The sequence below is a fragment of the Mesorhizobium sp. RSR380A genome, from assembly GCF_054719385.1.
Window position 1 is genome coordinate 202,570 of sequence record NZ_JBTTIB010000001.1, and the last position, 24,513, is coordinate 227,082.

Genomic DNA, 24,513 nt, shown 5'->3' on the forward strand with positions numbered 1-24,513 from the left:
GGCCCAGCGCGCCCGCTGCAAAGTCCCGCAGACGGCTGCTGGGCCGCTGGCGGGCAGCGGCTACTTGCTGATGATCCAATCCACCAAGCCAGTTTCGATCAGCTCGCACCCAGTGAAATCGCGCACCAGGGCCTTGGCTAAATCACGTTATTGACACTCAGGCGTACCCGTTTCCCCTACTAGGGCTCGGAATGCAGAGCGGAAAACGTCGGCTTGAAACGCGGAGACGGCAACAGTAGACGGGTCGGCATCTTCCCAGCCTAGCGCCACGTCGCGACGACGTTGACGAAGGCGCTTCAGAAGCTCGCGTGAGGCTCGGATGGCCCTGCGCGATTGATCCATGTCCCAGCGAAATGTGGCGGGTTCCGCCATGGACTTCTGGCGCATGAGCAGGTGGCCGTAGTGGCCGATCGAGCGATACTATGGGCGTTGCAACCATCGCAGCCTCCCAGAAAAGGCAATGGCAAACGACACATTAATAAGCTCGCCGAAACTCTCTCTGCAATGAAAAGAGTTGCACGAATTTGACCAACCCGCACCTTCAGTGATGCCGGGCCGCTACTATCCTCGCTCATGTTCTGTCATCGCAATGAAGGACGACATCTCCGAGCACCCGTAGCACACCTGTTGCATGGAAAAAGCTGTAGGCGTTTATAGGTGCCCGGGCACTCCGCCATTAGTTTGCGTTGTGGCGCGGGACAAAGCAGGTTTCCTCACTCAGGCTGACTACCGTGAAGCGGGGCACAAGCCCGACTTCGACGCATTGCCTTGGGAAGCTGAATACAGGGCCGCCAACTCAACCAAGCCGGCCGTATCCTAGCTTGCAACCAGGGGCACCGTGACAGTCGTGGCGTAATTTATCGGATACTGGTCGAAATACGGGAAAGCGATGACGAAGGCATAGCTGGCGGTCAGATGCGCCATCTTGAAGCCGCCGCTGGCAGGGTCGATCGCGATCGTCACAATGACGTTCTGCAGACCCAGGTTCACCAATTTCTGCGTGGCGATGGCCTGGATGTCGCTCTGCGAAAGCGTGTTGTTCAGCTGCAGCGCCCGAGAAGAGGTTTCCAGCGTATAGCGGACGGTCGACACGGCATTCATGGCCCAGCCGAAGGCGAAGATTCCGAACAAAAGCATTACCAGGAAAGGCGCGATCAAGGCGAACTCCAGCCCGGCTGCGCCGGAGCAGTCACGGCGCCATCTGGATCCGATCCTTTCAGCGGACACGGATCACCTCCTGATGGCTGATCGCGCGCGGGTCCGGGAAGACACCGAAGTTAAACGGGGGCACCCAGGTGCCCGTGGCCGTTATCTGGACGAAGACGGTCGGCAGCTTCGTTCCGCCGCAGATGGTGGTCGCATCCACGACCGTGGCGCCGCACAAATAGGAGCGGACCAGTACGACCGCGGCGTCCTCGGGCTTGTCGTTCCAGCTCGAAAGCGCGACCGCCTGCGTTCCGGTGTCATTGGACGCGCCGGCCATTACGAGATTGGCCGCGGTTTTGACGCCCGCGCGCATCTGCAGGTAACTCGTCACGTAGGACCAGCCGTCGGCGATGCCGAGGCAGACGAGGCACAGGATGGGCAGCAACATGGAAAACTCCACGGCAGCTATCCCGGATTTGTCCAGGACAATGCGCAAGTTCCTCCCACCCATCCCGCTACTCGACGAGCTGAACGGATTGCGTCGCCGGAATGTTCTTCATCCCGAGGCTGGTGCAGTCCTGCTTGATGGTCGTACTGCCGGACCACTGGATGGTGTCGGCGACGACCTGAGTGCAGCCGCCGTTCCCGGAGAAGTTGCCAAGGTAGTTGACCTGCTGCCTGGGGAAATAGATGGCGCCGGTCAAAAGCGAGGCCGCGGTGCCGTTGAAGGTGCTCTGCGCCGCGGTCCCGGTCCTGTCGCCGTAGAACAGCACGCCGGAATAGGTTCCGGATGTCGGCGCGCTCAGCGTCACCTTGGCGTTGCCGTTCATGCTGACGGTGTTGCTGCCTGCCATGAAGATGGTTACGCCGCTGCCCGCGACGACCGCGTTGGCGTTGACCTTCATACCGCCCTGCACGACGTAGACGCCGGGCTGCAGGGTGACGTTGCCACTGAGGCTCATGCCGCTACAGTAGGTGCCGGGCTGGAGTGTTTGCGACGTCTTGTTGCCGTTGACAGACTTGCACGGGTTCCCGGCCGTCGGCGCCGCCAGGCTGGAGAAAGGATCGGCTGCCGGCAAGGCCTGGGTGATGTTGGACTTGCAGACCGTGGTCGCTGGATTGTTCAGCACCATGCCGCCGACTGTGATCAGGCAGTCGGCCTTGAGCACCGCCGAGCCCTGCGTCTTTATGGCGTCCGAGGCAATCGAGTCCGACATGACCGAACAGCCGGTGAGGTTTACGGTGGTGTTGCCGGAAAAGAGCGCAGCCTGGGAGGCCGACTGACTAAGCGCGAGTACGCAAGCCTTGGAGGCGTCATTGATCAGCGCCACCGCCCTTGCCTGTTCGGCAACGGGCGCCTGGTTGAAAATCGCCGTGAAGTAGCGATCGAGGTTCTGCTTGACGATGACCTCCACCGCCTTCTTTGCGGTGTTCGGGCCGGACAATGGCGGCGTGTTGACCTGGATCGTGCCCGGCGTGGCGAAATTGTTCGAAGTCGCGGACTGCGTGGCGGCGGCGATGATGGTCGGGTTGTCGGAACCCGCGACTTTCTCGAGCGCACCGGCATAGGCCGCGGCATCGGCAACGGCCTGCAGCTTAAGGCTGCTGTAATACCAGAAGGATGTCTCCATACCGAGGCCGGCGCCGCCAACCACGACCGGCAAGGTGAAGGCAACGATGACGGCAACGTTACCGTTCGTGGCGCGCCTTAGGCGGCTCAAAGCAAACCAAATCCGGGTGAACGCGTTGGATGCCATATGTATTAGAAACCACGAATAGATAAACGAATGTGTAAAAAACCCATTCCGATTCGATGGAAGTCCGACCTGCCAGACGAAACAGGTGTGCTGCAAATCCTCCTCGCCTCGCATGTGCTTCATGCGGCGTCATCACTACGGCCAATGGAGGCGCATTGCTGACCGGCAGCTTTGGGTCGCAATCTGACCGTCCGTGATTGGGAGCCACATGGCTGCGCGGCTGTTCCGCTATTGAGCCTCGACAGGAGTCCTAGATCCGCACACACGCGTATCTTGGGTCGATCGCGCTTCGCTCATGCGCCAAATTGCCAGGTCGTGAGTTCGGACAGCGGAAGCATTCTCCTCATGGGTGTGGCTTGTCGAGCAGAAGATTTCACGATCACCACCGTAAGCAAGTTTCGGGATGACAGCTTCGTGTTGATCCCGCTGCTCGGCAGCGTCTGCGGTGAAGTCTCCGTTTAGCGGCTTACCCGGATATGACGGCAATGCAGGAGATCGGCAATCTCCTGTTCAAGCACATCCATGGGCCATCACCGTCGCGGCCCTGAGGTTACCCAGCCGCAGGAGGGTCCTAAAGCCGCACAACCTTGTCGAGATGTAGCCGTATCCGCTGGCCTTCAGCGAAGGACAGCGCAAACGATTCCAGGCCGAATGAGCGTGTAATTTCCTGGTCGGTCTCTATGATGCGCACGACCCATTCGCCACTGGCTCCGACCACTTCCACGCGAGGCAACGCCTTGCGGATTGGCACCACGTTGCTCATCACATCCTCCCTACGAAAAGCAATGGCAAGTCGATTTAGGACCCTGGTAGTCGGCAGTTCAATAACAAATGGTTGTTCGGATCGGACGAACCACCCTGGATGGGCAGTACGAAGCCGGGCGAATCACACCTCAGTCAGGCGAACCCTCCCGGGAACCTTCCGTGAGATAGCCTCTGCTTTAGGTCGTTGGCATTCAGGATGGCCGCCAGCTCTTCGGCATACTCCATGTCGGGAAGGTCGACAGATGGGTGGCCCGCTACAATAGCCGGCAGCCCGGTGAACACGTCGAATACCGTCCACGTCCCATCCGGTTCCCGCCTTACCCCGTACCGCAGAGTTGCCATGAGAGGATGCTAATGGAGGCCGCGAATATATGGTACAAAAAATGCGAGCGGGCGATCGGGCAACAGGCACGCCTTTCCGGAAACTCTTTGCCGCTGCGGCGGGTTCGGTCGGGCATGACCAGAATGGCCGACCTCGGACCGCCCATTTCCGGCAAGCCACATGACCCTGACTGGGAGAAGGAGCATTTCTATGCGCGCCACACTGCGCGCAACGGGGAGACCGTCCCGAGTTCCACCAAGTGATGTGGCAGGAGCTACCGGAGCACCAGCCGCTGGAATTCGACGCCTAAGAGCGCAGCACAACCCAACTGGGCATCGCTATCGAACCAGCGTTTGCGCGCGGCCACTTCTAGGCGCAAGGTGCCTAGATGAGTTCTATCGAACGGAAGCTGGCCGAATTGAACGACATTCAGCAGGACTTGACTGAACAGGCTACAATCCTGCGCTATCGCTGCGAGTGTTCGCGCCAAGACGCGAGAGAGCTATGCGAAGAGCTCCGCCAACTGGTAGGTCTGCCCCGCAGCAGCAACAAATTCGCGTCTATCATCACCGGCTCGCGCAAAGGCTGAGCGACAGCGGCCCGCGTCACCCCAGCAAGGAAAGCACGGGCCCGACCGTTGCTGTCTTGAGCTTCGACAGGCGGAACCGATGGGCGCACGACTTGATAATCTCGGGGTTTTCATCGGATAATGAGGTGCAATAGAGGCGGCTGATCCGATGCGGGCGAGTTGTCCACCCGAGGAGCGCCTTATGCCAACAAGGGTTGGATCGGATGGCGCCAAGGTTCATAGCTAAACAACTGTCTTGGCCGACCGGAATCGGCGGCTGGCTGGTCCGGGCTGGCATGAACCGGGGGAATGCTCGGCTCAATGGCTACGCTCTCAATGAATTGCAACTGGTCCCGGAAGATCGTGCCGTGGAGGTCGGTTTCGGCGGCGCAGTTTTACTGCCGCAACTTCTGCGTGGGGCAGCATTCGTTTGCGGTGTTGATCGCTCGCAGGATGTCGTGAACGCTGCCTCCCACCGGTTCGCCGATGCAGTGCGCGCCGGACGAGCCGAGTTCCGGGTCGGGCTAGTCGAGGACTTGCCCTTGCCGGATAGCACATTCGACAAGGCTCTCAGCGTCCACACAGTGTACTTCTGGCAAAGCCTTAGAGCTGGATCCGCAGAGCTCGCTCGCGTCCTTAAACCAGGCGGTCGCGTCGTGCTTGGCTTCCTCCAGAAGGCGCATATGGACCGGATGAACATGCCGGCAGATATTTTTACACCTCACGAGCCGGATGAGGTCATTGCTGCCTTGCGAGAGGCAGGGTTCAGCGACCCTGAAGTGCGAAGACCGAGCACGGAAGCCGCCTGGCTCGTTGTGACAGGCATGCGAAGGTAGGTTTCGGCACCTAGACGCGGAAAAGCCCACCGCCGAAGTAAGTGAGCTTTGTTGCAGGGCCGTAGTTTGCCTAAGTTGCTCTGGGTTCAACACTGGGTGCCGATTGCGCTGTCACTGCGCTGAGACGCCCACGTTTGGCCAGTACTGGCTTGCTGTATTCTTTCTTCACGGCAGTCCCTCTCTAGCGAATTCGGCAAAGCGTCGGTCTAAATGTTGTCACTCATCGGTGCAGGTTGATGGCGTGCACACAGCCGTTACGGCCGAGAGCTTCTCGCGCTTCTTTAATTCAGGCTTCTGATAAGGCTTCTTCATGCAGGGTCCCCACGTTTGTCCCTCAACGCGAAAAATGCAGTGAGGCCGCCACGATTGTCAACCAGAAACACTGAAGTAGCGGCCGACCGACGCCAGGGGACCGGCACGCGCGGTCAGGGCGGCGTGCGCAGCGTGGATGCTGCAATTGCCTGGCCGGTTGCCATTGCCTGCTAACGAGCGCACACTGCTGCGGTCGCCTCGAAAAATCAAAAACAAACAGGCACGAGGCGCTTGGGAGCGATCATCAGGCTTTCGCCCGACTACTTGGGAGAAGGCCCATGCCCACACCGGCACAGAGCCGGCTCATGTATTTTGTCGTGTTATGCCGATCATGCGAAGACGTTCGCTCTGGTGCGGGACGACTTCAAGTCCTTTTCAAGGGTGTTGGGAGGTTGGCCCACGGCTGAAGGGCTGCACAACCAAGGGGCGACGATCAGCTTCTGCACTTTCAGACACATCGTGATAACCTGTCGGTCATGAAATCGGAGGCTTGAGAGAAACGTGGGCGGGCCCCAGGAGAATAATTTCTGCCCATGGGGAAGGCGATGTCCGCGCTAGCCGGAATGTCAGCTACCGAAGATCCGCCGCCTGAAGGCTGCCAGTCCGCTAACGGCCGCCCCAAAGCTGTCGGTCAACACAAGGTCGCATCGGAACCGATCCTTCGCATCCCCCGTTATCGAATGGAAGGGACATTACTTGTCATTAGGAGATGAAGAATGAAACGGCTTCTTTTTGCCACTGCCATGATGGCTGTTTCCAGCGGGCTTGCGTTCGCGGGGACGACAGGGACAACAGGGACAACGTCGAGTGGCTCCTCCACTACCACAACGATGCCGACGACAGATAACAACACGGATTCGACCACAACGAAGTCGACCAATTCGAACTCAGCGAAGGACTGTGCGCCGGGCCAGCAGAGTGGCAGTGCCAAGCAATCCGCTCCTGGTCAACAGGATGACACCAGTGCCCAGTCCGCAGCCCCTGGACAGATGAAAACGACTGCCGAAGGTTGCTAATTGTGCCGGGAGAGGCCGGTTTGCACCGGCCGGAATGGATGCCTCCCGCTGCCGACCGGCGGCAACGGTCCGGCCTGCGCGCCCTTCGATCAGCGCGGGCCGTTTTTCGGAAAGTACCTCCCTTAATCGTCCAACGAGCCTGCAGCCTTTTCTTGGGCGAGTCGGATCTTGGGCGAGTCGCAATGCATAGTTAGTTGCGGATGTGATTGTTGAAATAGCGGCCCTTGGCGAAAGCAGATTTGAACGCGACAAATGCCTCAAGCGGCACGTCCAGGAAATCGTATTGCTTCCCCCTTGGCTCAAAACCAGACCGAGAGAACCCTGGTCCGGGTCAATAGTCGAACTTGCGCATCGAGGTCGACGGCATGGTGCGTTTCAAGAAACCAGCGTGAGCCGTCGGCCAGCCGGGTATGGACCGCCCTACGGGCTGAGCTGTATTCGAAGATGTGGCCGGGCGTAGAATGACGTCGCGTTCCGTCGCTTCGCGCGCCGCCCTGATCGGAGTTTTCGCGTTGACGGTGTGGGTGGCCGTCACGGCATCGCATGCCATCTCCTCAACACGGTATTTCGGCACTTTTGTTCCTACGCGTCGGTAGCGACTCCGCTTGTTTAGGGTCGCCCTCAAAGAGGAGAATAAGGTGGCAAGCTCGTCGTCGCCCTGCCGCCGGGGGTGTGACCCGGCGGCTTGCACGTTCGACTAGGGTCGTTTCAGCGCTGACCGGTCTTACGGCGTTGGCGCAGGATCCTGTTTGGAAGCCATCTCGTCGATCTTCTCGGCAAGCACGCCATTGGCCCATTCGGTGACCTCGGCGTCTACCGGCTTGTTGGCCATATCGGCGAGCGCGTCATCCAGCGATGGGACGGCGGCAGCAGCATCGGCCGCCGCTATATTGGCCGCATCGAGCGCCGCCTGCGCTGCATCGATCTGCTCCTGGGTCGGGACTTGGTCGGCCGGAGTATTCGGGTCGTTCAATTTGGCGTTCAACGCGTCGACTTCGGCTTGGGCGGCATCTACCGCGGCTTGGGCGCCCTTGGCGGCGGCCGAAGCTGTCACATAAGCCTGAATGCCGGCGAATTTCTTGCTCTTGGAATGCATATAGGCGTTGATATTGCGCTGCAGCGAGTTCAGCCGGCCAAGCTTGGCGTGAATGTTCTTTTCCTTGGGCGTCGCGGCGACCTCAATGTCGTCGACGGCGACCTGGTCGTCGGCCAAGGCCTTCTTTCCGGCGTGAGCCGATGCCGACTTGCCGTGCGAAGCGCTGTTGCCGGACTTCCCGCCGCTGTTGCCGGACTTGCCGCTATTGCCGTGACCACCGCCATTGCCGTGACCACCACCGTTGCCGTGACCACCACCGTTTCCACCCGCGCCAGCGAAAGCAGGAGCGGTCACTAGCGCAAGCGCGGCAAGCGCTGCCAACAGCGTTTTTCGGGATGTCATGGTACCTCCTCAGGCGAATAGCCACCTCGACGATTCGTTATAGAGCGGCTTATAAGAGTTTCCTAATCCGACTGAATGAACTTTAGATAAATGCTTGTTGCAATGAGCGACTGACGACTGCGAAGCTCTTTGTAACCGTCTGAATTTTAACAAAAAATTCGGAGTCGCAAACCCTATCGGCCTTTTGCGCGACTGAAGTCCCATACCGATCGGACCTTGGTCGGGCGATGCACAACTGCGGAATGCTTGCGGCATTGCGGAGTATGGCGTCACCATGTGGCTGCGACTGCGCAATGTAGACAACTCGCCGGGCGAAGACCCCAACTACCTCGAGCCCGGCGAGCCTTACACCTGATCAGAGTACGCGATCAGGACCGGGATCAGCCGGCGAAAGATGTGGGTGCAATATGAGTGCCAAACTATTCGTCCCAAATTGGGACCATGCTGCGGCCGGCAAGCTGCGCTTAGGTCTCATAAAAGGCTTAGGCGCTGGCATCGGAAATGGGGATCGCTGGTTAGATCGCTTCCTTCCTCCGTTTGTATGATTCGTTGGCATTGGCAGGCGTGCGCATATTGTTTGCTGGCCGGCGCTGAGTCTCACCGGTCGGGCCCAGCGGCCCGCCCGCCGCAAAGTGTCCCCCCGCGACAAAGGCTGCTTGGCCGTCCTAGCGCCGATCTGCTCCGGCATGGCCGCGTCAATGCCCGCTCGGCTCCAGCAACAGCTTCATACTTGGTTGCGACGGTTCCGCGCGCGCCGCCGTCATCGAGCGAATCTTACTCGCCTAACCCGGATCGTGCCGCGTCCGCTTTCCGGGACGCACGGATCTATGCTCAATAGCTAATGTCAGGAGCGTACCTGAATTGGTCCTCGAGCCGAGATAGCGCGTTAGTCGACACACGACATTGCGATGTCCAGAAATCGACCGTTTTCCATACATTCAGCTTCAGCGCGCATAACTCCTCATCCGAACGGCTTATTGTGTCCGGAAATCGTGTAAGTAATTCTATTGTGCGGATAACGGTCTTCGCTTAGAATCCTATACATGCTGATAGGGTACGCACGGGTCTCGACGAACGATCAGAACCTCGATTTGCAACGCGATGCTCTGAGCAAGGCTGGTTGCACCAAGATCTTCGAAGAGAAGAAGTCAGGCCGCGCCGGCACCAAGCGTCCCGAATTCGACGCAGCGCTCACCTACCTCCGACCGGATGATGTTCTGGTCGTTTGGAAACTCGATCGTCTTGGGCGATCCCTCGTCGAGATGATGCGGACGATCGACACCCTTCGGCGCCAGGAGATAAAGTTTCTCAGCCTCACCGAGCATTTCGATAGCGAAACGGCACATGGACGTTTCGCGTTGCAGATGCACGGCGCAATGGCTGAGTACTTCCTTGATTTGAACCGCGAGCGGACCATGGAGGGACTCAAGGCTGCCTTGGCTCGCGGGCGTAAGGGCGGTCGGAGGAAGAAGCTCAGTGGATCAGATGTCGACGCAGCTAGCGCTCTGCTGAGGGCCGGAACAATTTCCGTCGCAGACATCGCCAAGAGAGTGGGAGTGTCTCGAACGACGTTTTACTCCTACTTCCCATCTGCACGCTCAAGGCAAGGATAGGGTTCTCGTTGGGCTGCGCTTAGCTCAGGTTTCAGAAGCTTCATCGATCAAAGCCGCCTTGTCGGTCACTGATTTAAAGGCGCTGATCATCGTATCCGCCACGTACTTCTCCAACTGCAGATAAAAAGGGAACTTGATGTCGCAGACGGGAGCTGACTCGCCATCCTTGTATTGTTCGAATTTACCATCTTCCTTCTTACGTTTGGTACGCTCGAAAAGCTCTCTGTATCGTCGGGGGGACACCCCGTGAAAATGGTGAAACTGAACGGCGGGATAGGATTGGTACCGGCCACGATCGCTACTCTCGACCTGGAGTGAATCCGAATGCAGGTCTGAGGCTAAACTTTTTGGGTATGGTTCCAAGAATACCACCTTGCCGATGCCGGCTGATACAATGTGTTTTGCGCACATGTGGCATGGAAATGTTGTGCAATATAAAGTCCCATCCCTTACAGAATGGCCCAAGCGAGCAGCGTCGGTGATGGCGGACATCTCTGCGTGAACGATGCGACCGTACTCAAGCGCATCCATGAATTGAGAATCTAGAACTTTCGCGTTTTCAAGAACCTCATTGACGCTACGACTCGGATCTATGAGCTTAACCAGTTCTGACAGTATTTCTTTCTTCCGCTGGTCATTCGAATCGTGCTCCCTGACATACTCTCGATCATCATAATCTTCATCGTGCCAATATGTGCCGCCAGTGGCCTTAGGTACCTCATTCGAACCCAAGGCCAAGATCTCGCCAGTTGGGGAAAAAACAGCTGCCCCGACCTGGCGAGATAGATCTAGGGTCCTGAGCGCAGCAGCCTTCGCCAAAAACATCCCGTATTCAATTCGCGTTGGGGAAATGGCATTCGACCCGAAGAGGAGTTCGCAGAAGCGGTTAATTTGCTTCTGCACCGATTGCTCGGCGTCTGTGTTGATGATGAAATCCGCGTCATGAAAGATCTTAGAAACCCTCTGGCCATGCGCATGGCCAAGTTCATGCTCATCTGCCTGAGTTAGGGCCTCTGCCTTGTCGCGGAACCGGTGAGGTCCAGAAGTGTTGTCGTCGCTTGCAAAACGGCGGGACAAATAATCGACCCTAGCTCCTCTCCGAGAATAGATTGAAACTTGATAGAAGAGATCGCCGTAGACGGATCTCAAAAGGTCGATCTCTTCTTTCCGTTTAAATTGGTGGAGAAGGTAGACGACCTTGCTGAATTCATCGACCCCTTGCCGCGACGGAATTCGAAGGCGTCTCTTGATGACGCGCATAACAGTTGCTGAAGCAAGAAAGGCGTTGTCGGCGAACCGCTCCCGTAGCTGGTCTCCGTAAGCGATGTGGGTTTCATACCGCTCATAAAGGGGTGTTTTTTTGAGCGGCTTTTTGGGTTCCACGTATTTTTGGAAAACGGAAAATACATCCGTAACTTTCACCTCCACGACGTGATAGCCGCGCTGTTCGAAATGACTTCGAAAATCCAACAAAGATTGGGCAATTTCCGCGCCCATTGGCGCAACGAAACCAACGAAAATTTCAGGAAATTTAATTCGCCTAATTGTCGCACCCACGAACCATCCCCCCAGATGTGTGTTATCATCAAGCCCGAAGCAAGGAGGCGACAATGGCTGGAATGAACCCTGAAAGGAAGTCCCAGGATGCAATCGAACAAGCCAATCGGAAAATGCTTCAAGAACACGATAAGCGTTTGGAAAAATGGCGGGAAAATCGCTTGAATTCGATTGAGCGCGACAGAGAGACACCTTCTCGAAATGTGATGTCGGCCCCAACGCACAAATAAGAATCACTTATATGCGATTTATTGACGATAGGCCCGCTATCAAGCGGGCTTATCGTTAAGATGGATCGGTGAGGCTCAGCCTGAAGGGCCTGTGCTTGCACGCGACCAAATCGAAATATGTTGCCTAACCTCGGTTGCATCATTGATTGCTCTCGGTAATCTGGGGAGCAGATCAACGGCTTGCCTGCTAGATCAGGCCGGTCAGCCGGGCCATCAGCAGGCATGTGCCAATGTCCAAAATATCTTCGTAGTGATCGAACTTTACCTCAGCTTCCTCATAGGTTCGCTGTCGCATCCATTTCGGCTTCGGTGGGAAATCCCACTCGTCAGGATCGAACGAGCCGATGGAACAGAGCCGCCTTCTGATCTTGGCTTGCCCACGATGAGCCCTGCCTGTCTGGTCGAGGAATTGAGACTGATATGCGGCCTGTCGACCCCAATGTCTCTTTGAGGCGAACCTGACCGCGCCTGGCGGCATCCAGAGCACTGACACGGGCACATGCAGACGGGGACATGCAAAATACCACTGCCGCCCCCCGAAGTGTCGGGACATCGTCCATAGAGGGATGCGCTGGGTGTCATTGTTGATGCGGACTTCGAACCAGCCGCCCTCGGGACTGCTCATGTCGGCCGAGATCGTGGCCGTCGCCCGCGGCTCGTCGTAATAGCTATCTGTCCAAGTGACTGAGCTGCTCCAATATGAACCCGGCCTGAGGAAGTCATTCCGGATCAAGCGGTTTATGTCGAGCTTGAGGCCGGCTTCCAGCGTAGCCCGCTGCAGAGGTTTTGACATGTCAGCCCACCAATTCGATGACTTCTTGGATTTCCGCGAGTAGCTCGCGAAAGTGCCGGCGTTCGGCCATTGCCTCTGCCGAGTACCTCCCATGTTTGAAAGCATTGCTGTTGCCTTTCGGCGCACCAGGAGACTTGCCGCCGTGCAATCTGCACCTACCGTTCGGCATTGCCGGTGATTTGCATAGGTTCGCCGACCTCGTCCTGGCACCGCATCGGGGGCTGGAATGCATCTGAAAGCTTTGCATGGGGTTGATCCTCGATTTGGTTGGCGGCCCCTCCCCCTCCTTCGATGCGGCGTTCACCGTCCCAACGACCGCCTGGCCGCCAGCATGGACGTGCACGTGCTCGACCGTCACCCTCTGCTGACCTTTGCCCCGATGTCGGTTCAGTGCTTCCAGTAGCGTCGCATAGGTACGCGACAGCTTGTTTGCTTGGCTGAGGTTTTCCTTACGGCTTTCAAAAGTCTGGTCGCCAATCATGGCACGCCTATAGCATTCCATCGCGGCGTTGTGGGCTGCGATCGCTTGAGCAGTTAGCATTCCTTCCAGTTCGTCTCTTGGGGCGATACCCATCAGGGCCGCAACCGTAGCAGTTAATTGCTTGTCCCGTTCTTCAGCGCTTGAATTCTTTAGCCAGAGAGCTTGGATGGCCTGGTTGGCGATCAGGTTGTTCCAGACATCGGATTTAGATCCACCAAGGCTATGCAGACGACCCGGCGGTGCGTCGGGGTCGACCTGAAGGGTAACCGCGTTGTCTCTGCACTGCTTAATGGCGGTCATGTGCCCACACTGTTCGGTCGGAGATACAGGTCATGCCGCGTCGCCATCGTTCTGGACCAGTCGCCCGCTGCACTCGCCTTGCAGTGGCACCGATGTGCGACCGGAATTCAGATTCGGGCCCCCCTTGGTGGGCTGCCCGACAAGGGCTGCCGCTGTCTGGCGCCGATAGTGGTCAGCGCCCTTCCCTTTCAGGTTAGCCAGGGCTTTCGCGGCCTTTCGAATTTGTCCAACGCGCCGGCGCATGTGGGAACAGATCACCTTGTCAGGCATGTTCAGCCTCAATTGGAGGCGATTGCCACGTAAGCCACTGTTTCTGCCGGAGGGCGTACTAGCAACTGCCGCTTGGTCGGTTGGCACGGCGGCGTAGTCAAATCGCCGTCCGAGTGTCACATGGTTTTCAGTCATGCTCGCCTCAGCATCGGAACGATGTGAGGCGTATTGTTCGGCTGCTGCATATGCCGTTCGCGCCACATGCGTTTCGCGAGACCGGGAATGGCACTGATGATCTTCGCGGTCGGCCGCTTTGCTGCCCATGCGAAGAGGTCGAGTTGGGCCGTATCGTGCTTGCGCTTTTTCATGCCGCGTCTTGCCTCCGTTGACCTCGAACAATGGCCAGGGTCAGCCGCCCGGTTGCGAGCAGCGTCCTCATTCGTTGCAATGTGAGCGGACCGAGCCCGACGTCGGCGAACAGACTCGACATCATCGCGGCCAATTCGTCTTCGCTGGATGGCGAGGGGAACGGGATGTGCAGATCGTCGGATTTTGCAGCCGCATACCCGTTTTCAGAAATAGCCTTGCTATAGGGTTCTTCCCCTTCAAAGCTAATAACTACTTCAGGTGTTCTCTTAAGGTGTTTACCCGACATATTTGTCTGTTCGGGAGGGGACACAAATGTCGGCTCGACAACAGCTCGACCCGACATATTTGTCTGTTCGAGCGATGCCCTTTCACCTTGTTCTCGTTCGGCCTTCCTCTGATCGCGCAGGTGGTCCTGGTAGTCATCGATTCCCTTCGTGACCTGGGCATTGGACAGGAAGACATAGCGATTTGACTTGTTTCTGTTGTAGCGCTTGATGTCGATCCATTCGCAATGCTTGAGAGCTTTGACAGCGCGCTCTGCTGTCTTCGCATCCTTGAAGCCCAAGGCGTCGGCAATCGTTTGATATGAGGGGTTGCACTGGAGCGTCGCGGCGTTGACGCATTGCAACAAATAGGTGGCCGTGTTCTTGGCTGAAGGGGTCATCTCCTTACGATGGTCCCGCAGGATCCAATCGATCATGTCCAGCTTGGCACTCGTAAATGCGTTGATCTCGGCGGCGGTCGGCTTATCGGGGTTCCGCGGCGTCGGCAGCGCTCCTCGAAAATCTTCGATGGTCATCCTGGGCGCAATTTCCGTTGGAATGGCCGGGCACTCGGCGGCGGAAATCGCATCGAATGCCCGCTTCAATTCCTCGATTGGAGATTTCTTCCTGATCTCCATTCAGCCGGCCCTCCACATCGCCAGATTGTGCTGGCGAAGTGCCTCAGAGGCCTCTTTTGTGCTAAGGCCGTGATGGCGCAGTGTTGGTATAGCAGCACCCCTAATATGGCGCGGAGTTTCCGACAAGAAGCGAATGCCGTGCTCGACACTGGCGCTGTCACAGGCGGCGTGGTCGTCGCTGTAAAGGCCGGTCATCATGCCACCGCCTTAAAGGATTGTGCAGACTCCCAGGCTTCGATGTCGGCAAGGCGCCAATAGCGATAGCGCCCGATATAGAACGGCTTCGGGAAGCCCAGCGTCTCGTCCTTCACCCAGCGCCAGAGCGACATCGACGAGACGCCGTAGCGCCGCCAGACTTGGCCGGCGGGAAGGAACTCGGACTTCGGATTATTTTGTGTGTTGCTTGCTGCTGCAGTCTGGGGCATAAAAACCATGCGTGAGGAATCCTTGCGCAAAGGGGAGACACACCTTTCGGGTGTGATTTCTGATAAAAAAACAGCCGGGCAGCTTTCCTAGGGCGAAGCCCGGCTGTTTCAATTTCCGAACCAAATCAATCAGCTCGTTGCTACACACGTTACTAATGTGTGCTTCGGCGTGCAAGCACCGCGTTCCTTAATTGTTCTTCAATACCCGGTTTCCACAGCGAACTTGCACCAAACGACACCAAACGACGCCAAGTTCACGAAACGACACGAACTTCCGGGAAAAGTTACGAAGATCTTCTGTGGACAAACTAGGCGAGCGCCTGCGGGAATGGCACCACATTTTGCGCCGCCTTGCCTTCTACAAGCTCGATGACGAACCGCCCCCACACGTCGAGCGCGGCCCGCTTCTCGTCGGCGTAGTCATCAACCTGGTAGATCGCGGCTATGCCCCGAAACGAACCGGACTTGTGGTTGAGTACCTTCTCCGTCACTTCCATCCGCACGCCTAGGCGCTGCATGCCAGCGGCGACGGTGCGGCGGATGTCATGCAGTGTCCAATCGGCAATCTTTTTCTCGCCGGCACTCTTGGCCATGAGCTTGTCGACGCGCAGTTTCATCCGGGAGAAGCCGCTGATGGGGCTTTCGCCGCCGGTGGTGAAAACATAACCCGCCTTGCTCTTGATGCGTGGCACGGCGCGCAAGATCGCCAGAGCCTGCTTTGACAGGGGCACCACATGCGGCTCGCCATTCTTCGACCGCGCTGCCGGGATGGTCCATTCGGCAACCTCCATGTCGATCTCGCCCCATGTCATCTCTGCAACCTCGGAGCGGCGCTGTCCGGTCATGACCAACAGTTGCAGGAACAGCCCGAACGGCCCCCGGCCCGCTGCGCCGTCATAGGCTTTGCAGGCCTGCCACAACCAGCGCAGTTCATTGTCACTGGAGCCGGGGACTTCCTTGCGCCGCGTCAGGATGCGGTTGCGGCTGTTGTTCTCCTCGGACGGCGCCTGTAGGTCCGTCATTGGCGATGCTGTCAGGATGTCCTTGCCAACTGTCCAGTTGAAGAACTTGCGCAGTTCCGCAAATGTGCGGTTGGCGCCGATCGGCGCCGTGGCGGCGAGCTTCTCCAGATGCTCTCTGATGTCGCCGCGGGTGACGTCCTGAATGCGCTTGTCGCCCCACAGGCCGACAGCGCGCTCAGGATTGGTGATCCACTCGCCATCCTGTAGGCGCATACCTAGGAGCCGCGCCTTCTCGGTCTCACCCCGGCGCTTGGATGCATACTCTTTGAGGTAGCGTTCGACGACGGTCTGGAACTTGTCCCGGTCCTCGTCCTTCACCTCTCGCTTCGCGGCCTGCTTTTCAGCACCGGGATCTTCGCCCCGGCGAACGCGATCTAGTATGTGCGCTGCTTCCCGGCGGATGCGGGTCAACTCTTCGCCGGCAGCGTTGGCGTCGTCACCGAAGAGAGAATTGCCAAGTGTTACCTTTTTCGGGATGCCGGAGGCCCGGTAGCGAACTGCCCAGGATTTCCGGCCGGTGGGCTGGATCACGAAATAAAGACCAGTCAAAATCCCGTCTGCAATTTCCCGTCGCTTGGAGGGGTCAGCCTTCAGCTTGAGAAGAGACGCCGCCGTAAGTGCCTTTGCCATGTCCGATCCCACGGGGTAACATTGGGGTAACACAATGCGCGTGTTATGCTCCGTTACCCGATGTTGATAACATATGAAAACAAATGCTGCGAAGCAAGGCAGCGCAAGGCTTTGAACAGGATTGGATGTTCGGTCTTGTTAGGCGCCGTTACCCTGAGTTTCAGGTTTTATAAACCGAAGGTCGGCGGTTCGATTCCGTCCGGGGGCACCATCCTTCGCTCTTCGAGCTTCGGATGGCGGGCCATCCTTCGAAGCTCGACCGATAGTTCAATTCGGGGCAGCTGGCAGCAGCGGCATCAGGCTAACTCGCAACCGTTGATCCTGCGACCTTCTAAGAAAACGTCGCAGCCTGAGTGGCTGCCGTACTGCCACCGAACGTGTTTCTCACCCTGACCGATCTGTATACATAGGCGGCCCAGATCCCTGTGACTATGAAGGATGCCAAAGGTGTAACCAGAGCTCCTCCGGCAAGCAAACGGTTTACCGGGACACCCAGAACAGTCGATATCCAAACTGTGTCCAGTACGAATAAGAGAGGGATCGCGAACCACAGACATATGAACAGCTGCGGAAAGCGGTGGCTTCGCCGCAGCATCGAAACAAGCACGACCAGCTGAAGCACCAGAAATGCCAGATTGAGGGCTGCCTCGCCATAGATGGCCAAGGCCCCGTTGGGCACTGTAACAAGCTGTTGGTAGGTTTTGACCAGACTGGCCATATCGACAAGTGTGCGCAACGGCGAAAGGGACAGGCTGATCGCCAGCAGGATCAGCCAGCCGCCGAACCCCACGAGGTCATCTGGGCTCTGTGAGGATTTGCGCGACGACCGGACGGCGAAGAAAACCGGCACGCCAATCAGCAACAGAAGTATCGCCCAATGCCACATTTACCCACCCTCGAATGCATCCCTGGGTTGTTTAGCTCGCACCTCTGGATTGTGCAAGCGTTTTTACAGAGATCAAGGCATCGTAGAGATTTTCGGGTTTAGGTTTGCAGAGGACGCTTTCGTCGCTCGCAATGGCCGCATCTCACCCCAAGTCAAAATGCCGCGGAAAGGCCTGGTGCAGCAGGAGCAGCATGGTCTTGCGCAGCACGTCGGTGTCGCGGCTGGACGGGTTGAGATGGTCCCAATACCAGGCGCCATGCACCAGATAGTTCAGGCTCTCCGACAGCGTGTCTATGTCGACGCCGGTGTAACCGCCGCTGCGTGAAATCTCGATCAGCAGCTCGCGCGCTTCGGCCGTGTAGGCGAGATCGCTCGGCAGGCCGATTTCATTGTAGATCTGCATGCTCTTGCGGTCGCTGGAAAACACGACGAAGACCGAGACCCATTTCGGATGCTGCCGGGCAAAGCGCTGCGCGCAATCGACCGCGCCCAACACCCGCTCGACCGGCGACAGGCCGGGCGCCCGCACCAGCGTCAGCCACAGCGCGTCATATTGGTCGCTGAGATATTGCAGGACGGCCCGGAACAGGTTCTCCTTGCTGCGAAAATGAAAGACCACCAGTGCGTTGGACGAGCCGACATGCTCGGCAATGCGCTGCATGGTGACGCTGGCCAGCCCCTCCTCCGCGATGAGCTCGATGGTGGCGTCGATGATGCGCTGGACGCTCGCTTCGCCGCGCTCGCGCCGGCGGTCCTTGGGCGCGGCGTCGTTCGCCGCACCCTTGGCCGCCTTGCTTTTTCCCGCATCCGGAGTGGCTATGCGTTGCGCCATTGTCGTCAGGCCTTTCCCCGGCGGCCGAAACATCCCGCCGCTGCCTTGGCATGCCGGCGCCCTGCGGACTCACAGCGCCGGGCGTGTCCCGGCATTCGTGTACCACTGACCACGAGCCGTCTCATAGGCCATACCCGCCCGGAACACGTCAGCGTCGCTATAGGTGCGGCCGACAATCTGGATGCCTGTCGGCACGCCGTTGGCGGCGCGGCCCGACGGGATCGACAGAACCGGGCAGCGGCTCAGCATGTTGAACGGCGTCGTCATCACCCAGCCCAGCGACGGGTTCACCTCTCGTCCATTGATCTCGACCTTGCCTTTGGTCTGATCGAATTCCGCCGGCACTGCGGGAAGCGCATTGGTCGGGCAGATCAGCACGTCGTATTTTTCCAGCAAAGGCCCCAGCGTCAGGTACATCCTGGCCGCCACATCGAGCGTCGCGACAAAATCCGTCGCCTTCGACTTCTGCCCGTCCTGCGCGAACTGCCTGGCATAGCTGGTCATGTCCTTGCCGTTCTTGGCGAGCAGCGGCGACAGCGAGGCGCCGAAGAGATGTTCGAGATAGGCCATGCCGGCCTTGAGCACCTCGTCGCCCCAGCCGAGGTCCACCTCCTCGACGGTGGCGCCGAGCGAGCGGAACACATCGCAGGCAGCGAGCGTGTTCTTGCGCACGTCCGCATCCACCTCGAAGGACCCGAGATCCATGGAGAATGCGATCTTCCAACCCTTGATCGGCTTGTAGTCGAGCGGCAGGCGCAGTTTCGGGCGCAGCGTGGCGATGTCGAGCGGGCTCGGCCCGGCCATGACGTTCTGCAGCAGGATCGCATCCCCGACGTTTCGGGCCAAGGGCCCGGTGTGGCAGTAAAAATCGAGATTGAACGGCGGCTCATCGGGATTGCGGCCGTAAGGCGGCTTGAAGCCGACCAGGCCGCAGGCCGAGGCAGGGATGCGGATTGAGCCCGCTATGTCCGAGCCGGTTGCGATCGACGACGTGCCGGAGGCCAGCGTTGCCGCCGAACCGCCCGACGAACCGCCCGGCGTGAAATCCGGGTTCCAGGGGTTGCGCGTGACGCCCCAGCGCTTCGACCAGGTATAACCGGCGCAGCTGAATTCGGGCGTCGCGGTGCGGGCGTGGACGATGCCGCCGGCCTTCATGACACGCTCGTTCATGGTCGAGGTATGGCCGCCAATGGCGTCCTTCGACAGCAGCGAGCCATGCGATGTCGGCTTGCCCTTGATGTAACTCTCATCCTTGATGCCGATCGGCAGGCCCTCGAGCGCGCCGGTTCTGGCGCCCTTGGTGTATTTCGCCTCGGCTTTTCCGGCGAGAGCCATCGCCTCGTCGAAATGCGTGAAGGTAAGGCAATTGATCGTCGCCTTGGTCGCCTCGGCGCGGCGGATGGTGGCCTGCATCAGTTCCACAGGCGACAGTTTCTTCGCCTTGAACAGCCGCAACGCCTCGCTGGCCGGCATGTAGCAAAGGTCGAGATCGGACATCGAAAATCTCCCGCGGCTGCTTTACGGCATCTGGCATTGGCGATGGCAGGGCCGCGATCCGCGGCCCGATGTTTGGTGGTCAGCTTCGGCTGGCGGGGCCGCTATTTCTGCAGATCGGTCCAGATCCTGGTGTAGAGCGCCTGGACGTCTGCGGGACAGGCCGGCATGAATTGGCCCTTGTCGGCAAATTCGGCCGGAACATCCACTTCGGGCGCCCCCTTCATATCGGCCGGCAGGAAGGGCTCGGAGCCCTTGATGCCGTTGGCGTAGTGCGCGAAGGCCGAGATCATCGCTGCATTCTTCGGGTCCATGATGAAATTCTGGAAGAGCTTGGCGTTCTCGACGTTCTTGGCATCCTTGAGCACCGCGACATTGTCCATCCAGATTGGAAAGCCCTCCTTGGGATAGCCGTAGACGATCTTGTCGTTCTCCAGCCGCTCGCGCAGCGATATGCCGTTCCAGTTGACGCCGGCGGCAATGTCGCCCCTGCCGAGACCGTCGACGGCAGCGTAATCGAGCGACAGCCATTTCGCTTTCGCCTCGATGAGCTTGTCATGCACCTTCTTCAAAAGCACCTTGTCGTCGGTGCAGTACTTGCCACCCTCATAGGCGATGGCGAGGAACATGATGTCTCCCATTTCGGGCACGACATTGATCTTACCCACGAGTTCCGGCGGCGGATCGAGGAAAATCGCCGAGGTGTTCGGATCGCCCGCATAGACCGATTTGTTGACCGAGATGCCGGTCGTGCCCCATTGCCACGGCACCGAATATTTGCGGCCGGGGTCGAACGGCACGTCGACCCATCTCGGATCGACGTTTCTAAAGTTCTCCATCGTGTTGGGATCGGTTTCCAAGAGCAGGCCTTCGCTGATCCAGATCGGCATCACGCTAGCCGATGGAACGACGATGTCATAGCCGGAAGCGCCCTGGCGGACCTTGGCCAGAGCCGTATCGTTGGAGTCGTAGTCGGTGACGGTAACCTTGACCTTGTAGGTTTCCTCGAACTTCTTGATCAGGTCCGGGCTGGTGTAGTTGCCCCAATGTAGATTTGGAGTTCGCCCTCGGCGCGGGCAATGCCGGTCATCGCCAGCAGCGACAGGCCGAGCGCCGTGGCGGTCGATTTCAACTGCATGCTTGTGTCTCCCATTGTTGGGACCGGCGGGATTGCGCCTCGAGTCCCTAAGTTCCCTTCGTCCTGGTGATCATTCACCGGCGAATGCCGGCTGACCAACTCGGTATCTCGGGCAACGGTATTAATTACTAAACATACAGTCAATATCTTTTAGCGACACAACTGCATCATCGGCACCGGCAGTGCGCCGGCGAAGCCGACATGATATGGTCAAGGTTGGGCCATTGATGAATTGGGGCAAGCCGTGGCGTGAGCGCCGCAGCCTGCAGGGCTTGGATCACGGTCATGCGCCTTTTTCTGGCGGTCGTGCTGCTGATGACCATGGCGCTCTTCTCCGCTGCGCGCGGCGAAGAGCGGATAGCGCTGGTTGTCGCCAATCCGGCCTCTGAGGGCTCACCGGCAATCGCCAACGCCGACCTCAGTGCCGAACTCGTTGCAGCGACACTACGATCGCTTGGCTTCACCGTCCGGCAGGTGTCGGATGGCGACCGCGCCGATGTCGCGCGCGCCATGCATGATTTCGCCCAATCCCTGGCCAATCCGGACTCCGTCGGCATCTTCTACTATGTCGGCCACACCGCGCAGGCCAACGGCAGGAACTATTTACTGACGCGCGGCACCCGGATCGATTCAAAGGAAACGGTCGACCAGACGGCATTGCCCCTCGATCTGTTCATGCAGGCGCTCGAGGCAACCCCGACATTGAAGGTGGTTCTGCTCGACAATCCCGGCGATGGCCACAACCCTACTTCCGGCGTGATGCAGGGTCTGGCGGCGGTCAATCCCCTCACCCACGCCATCGTCGCTCTGTCGGCCAAACCCGGAACCGTTGCACTGGACGAAGCCCGCCCCGTCACCGTATTTGCCGATGCGCTCACCGCTGCGCTGGTCAAGCGCGGCGCGGACATAGCCATCATCCTCGCCTCGGTCAGGCAAACCACTATCGACAAAACGTCAGGCGCCCAGTGGCCATGGATGTCATATGGCCGCTCGGCAGACGCTGCCTTTGTGCTGACGCCGGACCAAGTGGCCGGCGCGGCACCGGCGCTGCCGCTTGTGCCGGAACCGGCACCGCCGGCGATGGCGAGCGGCGGCTACATCTCCGGGAGTGGCGGTTGGGAGCCTGATGGCAGCGACTACGCCGATGGCAGCGGTCAGGAGCCCTACCCCATGGACGTTGCACCGGGCTCCGGCAGTCCCGATGCCGCGATGGGCGACAGCGCCAAGGAGGCGGCGCTCTACGAGGAATACAAACGCCAGGAACAGCAGCGCCAATTGCAGGAAGAGCAGGCTCGGCAACGATACGAAGAGGAAAAGCAACGTCTTGAAGACGCAGCTGCGGCCGCTGCCCAGAACAATCTCGGCGGGACCTATCCGCAGGATGGCGGAGCCACCGGCGCCGAACCGCCCCCCGATAAGGCAGGGATCCCCCCTGAGGACGGCATGACATCGGCCCCGCCACCCGCGACCGGCGCCGAAAGTCCGCCGGAGGCGCAGGCGCCACCGAAACCAGCGCCGCCGTCCATCGACCAGGCGCAAAGCCCTCCTTCCGGCGGCGCCCTTCCACAACCCGAGACGGGCGCTGTCGAGGTGGTGCGCCATCCAATCATCGATGCGCCGGATGAGATTGTCGCCGGCGAGACGGTGACCGTTTCGATCGCCCTTACCGAAGAGCAATTCACGCCCGAAGTGAAGGTGAAGGCAGCGCCGGGCTCGTCGGTGACGGAAGATGGCGCCCTGGCCATGGCGATGCCGGCGGGAACCGAGCAATGGCCGATCGATATCGATCTGTTCGCCTCCGGCTTCGATCTCACTGACGGCGGCAAATGGAGCCGACGGACGACGCTCTACCGCCAGGGCGACAGCGACTTCGTCCGCTTCGACGTCAAGGCGCGGCCGATCGCCAAGGACAGCAAGCCGGCCCAGTTCATCGCGCGCATCTACAGCGCCGGGAGGTTCCTGGGATCGGCATCGCGGTCGGTTATCATTCGCCGCACCGCGCCTGTCGAGGCAGCCGCTCTGAGCGCCACAGCCGAACGCTCCGCAGCACCTGCCATGCTGATGCTGGCCGCAGCGGCGCCGCAGCCGGCGGTAACTGGCAATGTGACGCTCGGCGGCGCAGCCGGCGATGACGTCCCCGATCTCGACGTGACCATCCTCTATGACGATCCGAGCGGGCTGGGTTCGGGGCAGATCATCATCCATTCGCCGCATCTGGCCGGTCCGGTGACCGATACGTTCTCGACGCCACCTGAGATGGCGGCATGGCTGGACTCCGAATACCGCCGCCTGCTGCAGCTCGGATTGAGCCTGCGCGGCGCCGTTTCGCTGCAGCAGCCTGCCGCAAGCAGCGATACGGGGGCGCAAAAGCGCTTTGTCACGCTCGCCGCCGAAGGTTTTGGCGATGCGCTCTACCGCGACTATGTGCCGAAACCGTTCAAGGACGTGTTCTGGTCGCTGCGCGGCAAAGGCGAACTCCATTCGATCCAGATCACCTCGAACAGCCCGACGCTGCCCTGGGAATTGATCCGCCCGCGCAGCGCCGACGGCGCCGTCGCCGACGGTTTTCTCGGCATGGGCTACCGGCTGGCGCGCTGGGCTCCGCGCAGCAGTGCCTCACAGGTCGACAACCCGCTCGACCGCATGACCTTCACCGGCGTCGCGGCCGTCGCGCCCTCCTATCTCGACAAGCGCTCGCTGCGCTTTCAGCAGGACGAGATCGCGGCGCTGAGCAAGCTTTACGGCTACCGCCGCTTCGATGGCGATTTCACCTCTTTCGAGAAACTGGTCGGTGAAGTCTCGACCGGTTTCATTCATTTCTCCGGTCATGGCGAGGTCAACCAGCCGAGCAGTGGCCGGCCGGTCTTTGCCATCGATCTCGTCGACCAGTCGCTCGACCCCGATACATGGGCCGCGCTGGTCGCGGCCGCGCATGGCAAGGGCAATCCGTTCTACTTTTTCAACGCCTGCGACACCGGCCGTTCGCAGATGCTCGGCGGCTTCGTGCAGGGCTGGGGTCCGGCGGTGCTGGCGGGCGGCGCTTCCGGCTTCATCGGCGGCATGTGGCCAATGACCGACCGCGCGGCAGCGGCCTTCTCGACCGATTTCTATGGCGGCATCAGCACGCGGATCAAGGACGGGCCGGTCTATCTGGCCGAGATCCTGCAGGATGTCCGCAGAGAATTCTACCGGACCGGCGATCCGACCTATCTCGCCTACACATTCTACGGCAACGCCAATCTGAGGATTGTCGGGCAGTAGGCGACGGATCGTCGTTGGCGGATTGGCTTCGCCTACAATGCGTTTTGCGGGCATGGCACGCCGGCGCCGCCGCAGCGTGAGGCCATCGGCCTGGAGCTCATGTCTTCGGACTGCCGCACAAGCTCCGCAAAGAGAAGGGCGAAACTTCCCATCACAAGGAAGACGATAATCAGGCGTGTCACCGGCAATAGACAGGTCTCGACTGGCTAGC

At 59.3% G+C, this 24,513-nt stretch carries 21 protein-coding genes and 2 pseudogenes; 5 read left to right on the forward strand and 18 right to left on the reverse strand.

All coding sequences use genetic code 11. From position 1 onward, the window contains the following. Positions 1-816 precede the first annotated feature (816 nt). The 4 genes from ACYG9Z_RS01095 to ACYG9Z_RS01110 form a co-directional block, all read right to left on the reverse strand. Entirely contained in the window at positions 817-1,227 is a 411-nt protein-coding gene (locus ACYG9Z_RS01095; RefSeq protein ID WP_023716265.1) for a TadE/TadG family type IV pilus assembly protein, read from the reverse strand. After that, complete coding sequence (locus ACYG9Z_RS01100) at positions 1,217-1,657, reverse strand: TadE/TadG family type IV pilus assembly protein (RefSeq protein WP_460222867.1); 441 nt, start codon at positions 1,655-1,657, stop codon at positions 1,217-1,219. The genes ACYG9Z_RS01095 and ACYG9Z_RS01100 overlap by 11 nt, the downstream gene beginning before the upstream one ends. Before the next feature lie 4 nt (positions 1,658-1,661). Further along, complete coding sequence (locus tag ACYG9Z_RS01105; RefSeq protein WP_352842294.1) at positions 1,662-2,867, reverse strand: pilus assembly protein TadG-related protein; 1,206 nt, start codon at positions 2,865-2,867, stop codon at positions 1,662-1,664. Between the two features lie 607 nt (positions 2,868-3,474). Then, positions 3,475-3,666 carry a hypothetical protein gene (locus tag ACYG9Z_RS01110; protein WP_023740327.1) on the reverse strand — a complete coding sequence of 64 codons (192 nt, stop codon included), beginning with the start codon at positions 3,664-3,666 and terminating at the stop codon, positions 3,475-3,477. 712 nt (positions 3,667-4,378) lie between these two features. Between ACYG9Z_RS01110 and ACYG9Z_RS01115 the strand changes: the two genes are divergently transcribed. Continuing rightward, positions 4,379-4,579, forward strand: coding sequence for a hypothetical protein (locus tag ACYG9Z_RS01115; RefSeq protein WP_023753269.1), 201 nt, complete (start codon positions 4,379-4,381; stop codon positions 4,577-4,579). Between the two features lie 203 nt (positions 4,580-4,782). Beyond that, positions 4,783-5,394 (forward strand): class I SAM-dependent methyltransferase, encoded by a 612-nt coding sequence (locus ACYG9Z_RS01120; protein ID WP_023753268.1) that lies wholly within the window; start codon positions 4,783-4,785, stop codon positions 5,392-5,394. A gap of 1,518 nt (positions 5,395-6,912) precedes the next feature. On the opposite strand, the pseudogene ACYG9Z_RS01125 reads toward ACYG9Z_RS01120, so the two are convergent. Both ACYG9Z_RS01125 and ACYG9Z_RS01130 read right to left on the reverse strand, forming a co-directional pair. Further along, positions 6,913-7,005: pseudogene (locus ACYG9Z_RS01125) on the reverse strand (KTSC domain-containing protein); the annotation flags it as partial. A 441-nt stretch (positions 7,006-7,446) separates the two neighbouring features. Beyond that, entirely contained in the window at positions 7,447-8,160 is a 714-nt protein-coding gene (locus ACYG9Z_RS01130) for a hypothetical protein (protein ID WP_460222868.1), read from the reverse strand. 1,043 nt (positions 8,161-9,203) lie between these two features. Here ACYG9Z_RS01130 and ACYG9Z_RS01135 point away from each other — a divergent pair. Beyond that, the gene (locus ACYG9Z_RS01135; RefSeq protein WP_023751479.1) at positions 9,204-9,773 is read left to right on the forward strand and encodes a recombinase family protein; all 570 of its coding nucleotides are present in this window, start codon (positions 9,204-9,206) and stop codon (positions 9,771-9,773) included. 24 nt (positions 9,774-9,797) lie between these two features. Here ACYG9Z_RS01135 and ACYG9Z_RS01140 read toward each other — a convergent pair whose 3' ends face one another. After that, complete coding sequence (locus ACYG9Z_RS01140; protein WP_032903617.1) at positions 9,798-11,330, reverse strand: anti-phage dCTP deaminase; 1,533 nt, start codon at positions 11,328-11,330, stop codon at positions 9,798-9,800. A 53-nt stretch (positions 11,331-11,383) separates the two neighbouring features. Between ACYG9Z_RS01140 and ACYG9Z_RS01145 the strand changes: the two genes are divergently transcribed. Beyond that, on the forward strand, positions 11,384-11,560 hold the full coding sequence (locus tag ACYG9Z_RS01145; protein WP_156931502.1) for a hypothetical protein: 177 nt from the start codon (positions 11,384-11,386) through the stop codon (positions 11,558-11,560). A gap of 187 nt (positions 11,561-11,747) precedes the next feature. Here ACYG9Z_RS01145 and ACYG9Z_RS01150 read toward each other — a convergent pair whose 3' ends face one another. The 11 genes and pseudogenes from ACYG9Z_RS01150 to ACYG9Z_RS01200 all read right to left on the reverse strand — a co-directional run bounded on the left by ACYG9Z_RS01150 (position 11,748) and on the right by ACYG9Z_RS01200 (position 21,041). Next, positions 11,748-12,353, reverse strand: a complete 606-nt coding sequence (locus ACYG9Z_RS01150) for a hypothetical protein (protein ID WP_023751481.1) — start codon at positions 12,351-12,353, stop codon at positions 11,748-11,750. A gap of 1 nt (position 12,354) precedes the next feature. After that, positions 12,355-13,134 (reverse strand): HGGxSTG domain-containing protein, encoded by a 780-nt coding sequence (locus tag ACYG9Z_RS01155; protein ID WP_245259865.1) that lies wholly within the window; start codon positions 13,132-13,134, stop codon positions 12,355-12,357. 30 nt (positions 13,135-13,164) lie between these two features. Then, positions 13,165-13,539, reverse strand: coding sequence for a DUF6074 family protein (locus tag ACYG9Z_RS01160; RefSeq protein ID WP_460222869.1), 375 nt, complete (start codon positions 13,537-13,539; stop codon positions 13,165-13,167). After that, entirely contained in the window at positions 13,536-13,712 is a 177-nt protein-coding gene (locus tag ACYG9Z_RS01165) for a hypothetical protein (RefSeq protein WP_023751482.1), read from the reverse strand. The genes ACYG9Z_RS01160 and ACYG9Z_RS01165 overlap by 4 nt, the downstream gene beginning before the upstream one ends. Then, positions 13,709-14,614, reverse strand: coding sequence for a helix-turn-helix domain-containing protein (locus tag ACYG9Z_RS01170; protein ID WP_023751483.1), 906 nt, complete (start codon positions 14,612-14,614; stop codon positions 13,709-13,711). The genes ACYG9Z_RS01165 and ACYG9Z_RS01170 overlap by 4 nt, the downstream gene beginning before the upstream one ends. Positions 14,615-14,808: 194 nt before the next feature. Further along, complete coding sequence (locus ACYG9Z_RS01175; RefSeq protein WP_023751485.1) at positions 14,809-15,048, reverse strand: helix-turn-helix transcriptional regulator; 240 nt, start codon at positions 15,046-15,048, stop codon at positions 14,809-14,811. A 299-nt stretch (positions 15,049-15,347) separates the two neighbouring features. Then, positions 15,348-16,691: a tyrosine-type recombinase/integrase gene (locus tag ACYG9Z_RS01180; protein ID WP_023751486.1), complete on the reverse strand. Its 1,344-nt coding sequence runs from the start codon at positions 16,689-16,691 to the stop codon at positions 15,348-15,350. Between the two features lie 331 nt (positions 16,692-17,022). Continuing rightward, positions 17,023-17,577, reverse strand: coding sequence for a DUF2569 family protein (locus ACYG9Z_RS01185; RefSeq protein WP_023751487.1), 555 nt, complete (start codon positions 17,575-17,577; stop codon positions 17,023-17,025). Positions 17,578-17,719: 142 nt separating this feature from the next. Then, positions 17,720-18,409 carry a TetR/AcrR family transcriptional regulator gene (locus ACYG9Z_RS01190; protein WP_023688400.1) on the reverse strand — a complete coding sequence of 230 codons (690 nt, stop codon included), beginning with the start codon at positions 18,407-18,409 and terminating at the stop codon, positions 17,720-17,722. A gap of 69 nt (positions 18,410-18,478) precedes the next feature. Further along, positions 18,479-19,906, reverse strand: coding sequence for an amidase (locus tag ACYG9Z_RS01195; RefSeq protein ID WP_023695353.1), 1,428 nt, complete (start codon positions 19,904-19,906; stop codon positions 18,479-18,481). A 101-nt stretch (positions 19,907-20,007) separates the two neighbouring features. Continuing rightward, positions 20,008-21,041, reverse strand: a pseudogene (locus ACYG9Z_RS01200) (extracellular solute-binding protein). Positions 21,042-21,326: 285 nt separating this feature from the next. Between ACYG9Z_RS01200 and ACYG9Z_RS01205 the strand changes: the two are divergent. Beyond that, entirely contained in the window at positions 21,327-24,302 is a 2,976-nt protein-coding gene (locus tag ACYG9Z_RS01205; RefSeq protein ID WP_023751488.1) for a caspase family protein, read from the forward strand. The last annotated feature ends 211 nt before the right edge of the window (positions 24,303-24,513 follow it).

Coding starts and splice junctions, on each gene's coding strand:
- ACYG9Z_RS01145 (WP_156931502.1), top strand. CDS start 11,384: ATGGCTGGAATGAACCCTGAAAGGAAGTCCCAGGATGCAATCGAACAA.
- ACYG9Z_RS01120 (WP_023753268.1), top strand. CDS start 4,783: ATGGCGCCAAGGTTCATAGCTAAACAACTGTCTTGGCCGACCGGAATC.
- ACYG9Z_RS01175 (WP_023751485.1), bottom strand. CDS start 15,048: ATGGTTTTTATGCCCCAGACTGCAGCAGCAAGCAACACACAAAATAAT.
- ACYG9Z_RS01135 (WP_023751479.1), top strand. CDS start 9,204: ATGCTGATAGGGTACGCACGGGTCTCGACGAACGATCAGAACCTCGAT.
- ACYG9Z_RS01155 (WP_245259865.1), bottom strand. CDS start 13,134: ATGACCGCCATTAAGCAGTGCAGAGACAACGCGGTTACCCTTCAGGTC.
- ACYG9Z_RS01115 (WP_023753269.1), top strand. CDS start 4,379: ATGAGTTCTATCGAACGGAAGCTGGCCGAATTGAACGACATTCAGCAG.
- ACYG9Z_RS01195 (WP_023695353.1), bottom strand. CDS start 19,906: ATGTCCGATCTCGACCTTTGCTACATGCCGGCCAGCGAGGCGTTGCGG.
- ACYG9Z_RS01165 (WP_023751482.1), bottom strand. CDS start 13,712: ATGAAAAAGCGCAAGCACGATACGGCCCAACTCGACCTCTTCGCATGG.
- ACYG9Z_RS01170 (WP_023751483.1), bottom strand. CDS start 14,614: ATGGAGATCAGGAAGAAATCTCCAATCGAGGAATTGAAGCGGGCATTC.
- ACYG9Z_RS01190 (WP_023688400.1), bottom strand. CDS start 18,409: ATGGCGCAACGCATAGCCACTCCGGATGCGGGAAAAAGCAAGGCGGCC.
- ACYG9Z_RS01130 (WP_460222868.1), bottom strand. CDS start 8,160: ATGACATCCCGAAAAACGCTGTTGGCAGCGCTTGCCGCGCTTGCGCTA.
- ACYG9Z_RS01110 (WP_023740327.1), bottom strand. CDS start 3,666: ATGAGCAACGTGGTGCCAATCCGCAAGGCGTTGCCTCGCGTGGAAGTG.
- ACYG9Z_RS01205 (WP_023751488.1), top strand. CDS start 21,327: ATGCGCCTTTTTCTGGCGGTCGTGCTGCTGATGACCATGGCGCTCTTC.
- ACYG9Z_RS01150 (WP_023751481.1), bottom strand. CDS start 12,353: ATGTCAAAACCTCTGCAGCGGGCTACGCTGGAAGCCGGCCTCAAGCTC.
- ACYG9Z_RS01180 (WP_023751486.1), bottom strand. CDS start 16,691: ATGGCAAAGGCACTTACGGCGGCGTCTCTTCTCAAGCTGAAGGCTGAC.
- ACYG9Z_RS01160 (WP_460222869.1), bottom strand. CDS start 13,539: ATGACTGAAAACCATGTGACACTCGGACGGCGATTTGACTACGCCGCC.
- ACYG9Z_RS01185 (WP_023751487.1), bottom strand. CDS start 17,577: ATGTGGCATTGGGCGATACTTCTGTTGCTGATTGGCGTGCCGGTTTTC.
- ACYG9Z_RS01100 (WP_460222867.1), bottom strand. CDS start 1,657: ATGGGTGGGAGGAACTTGCGCATTGTCCTGGACAAATCCGGGATAGCT.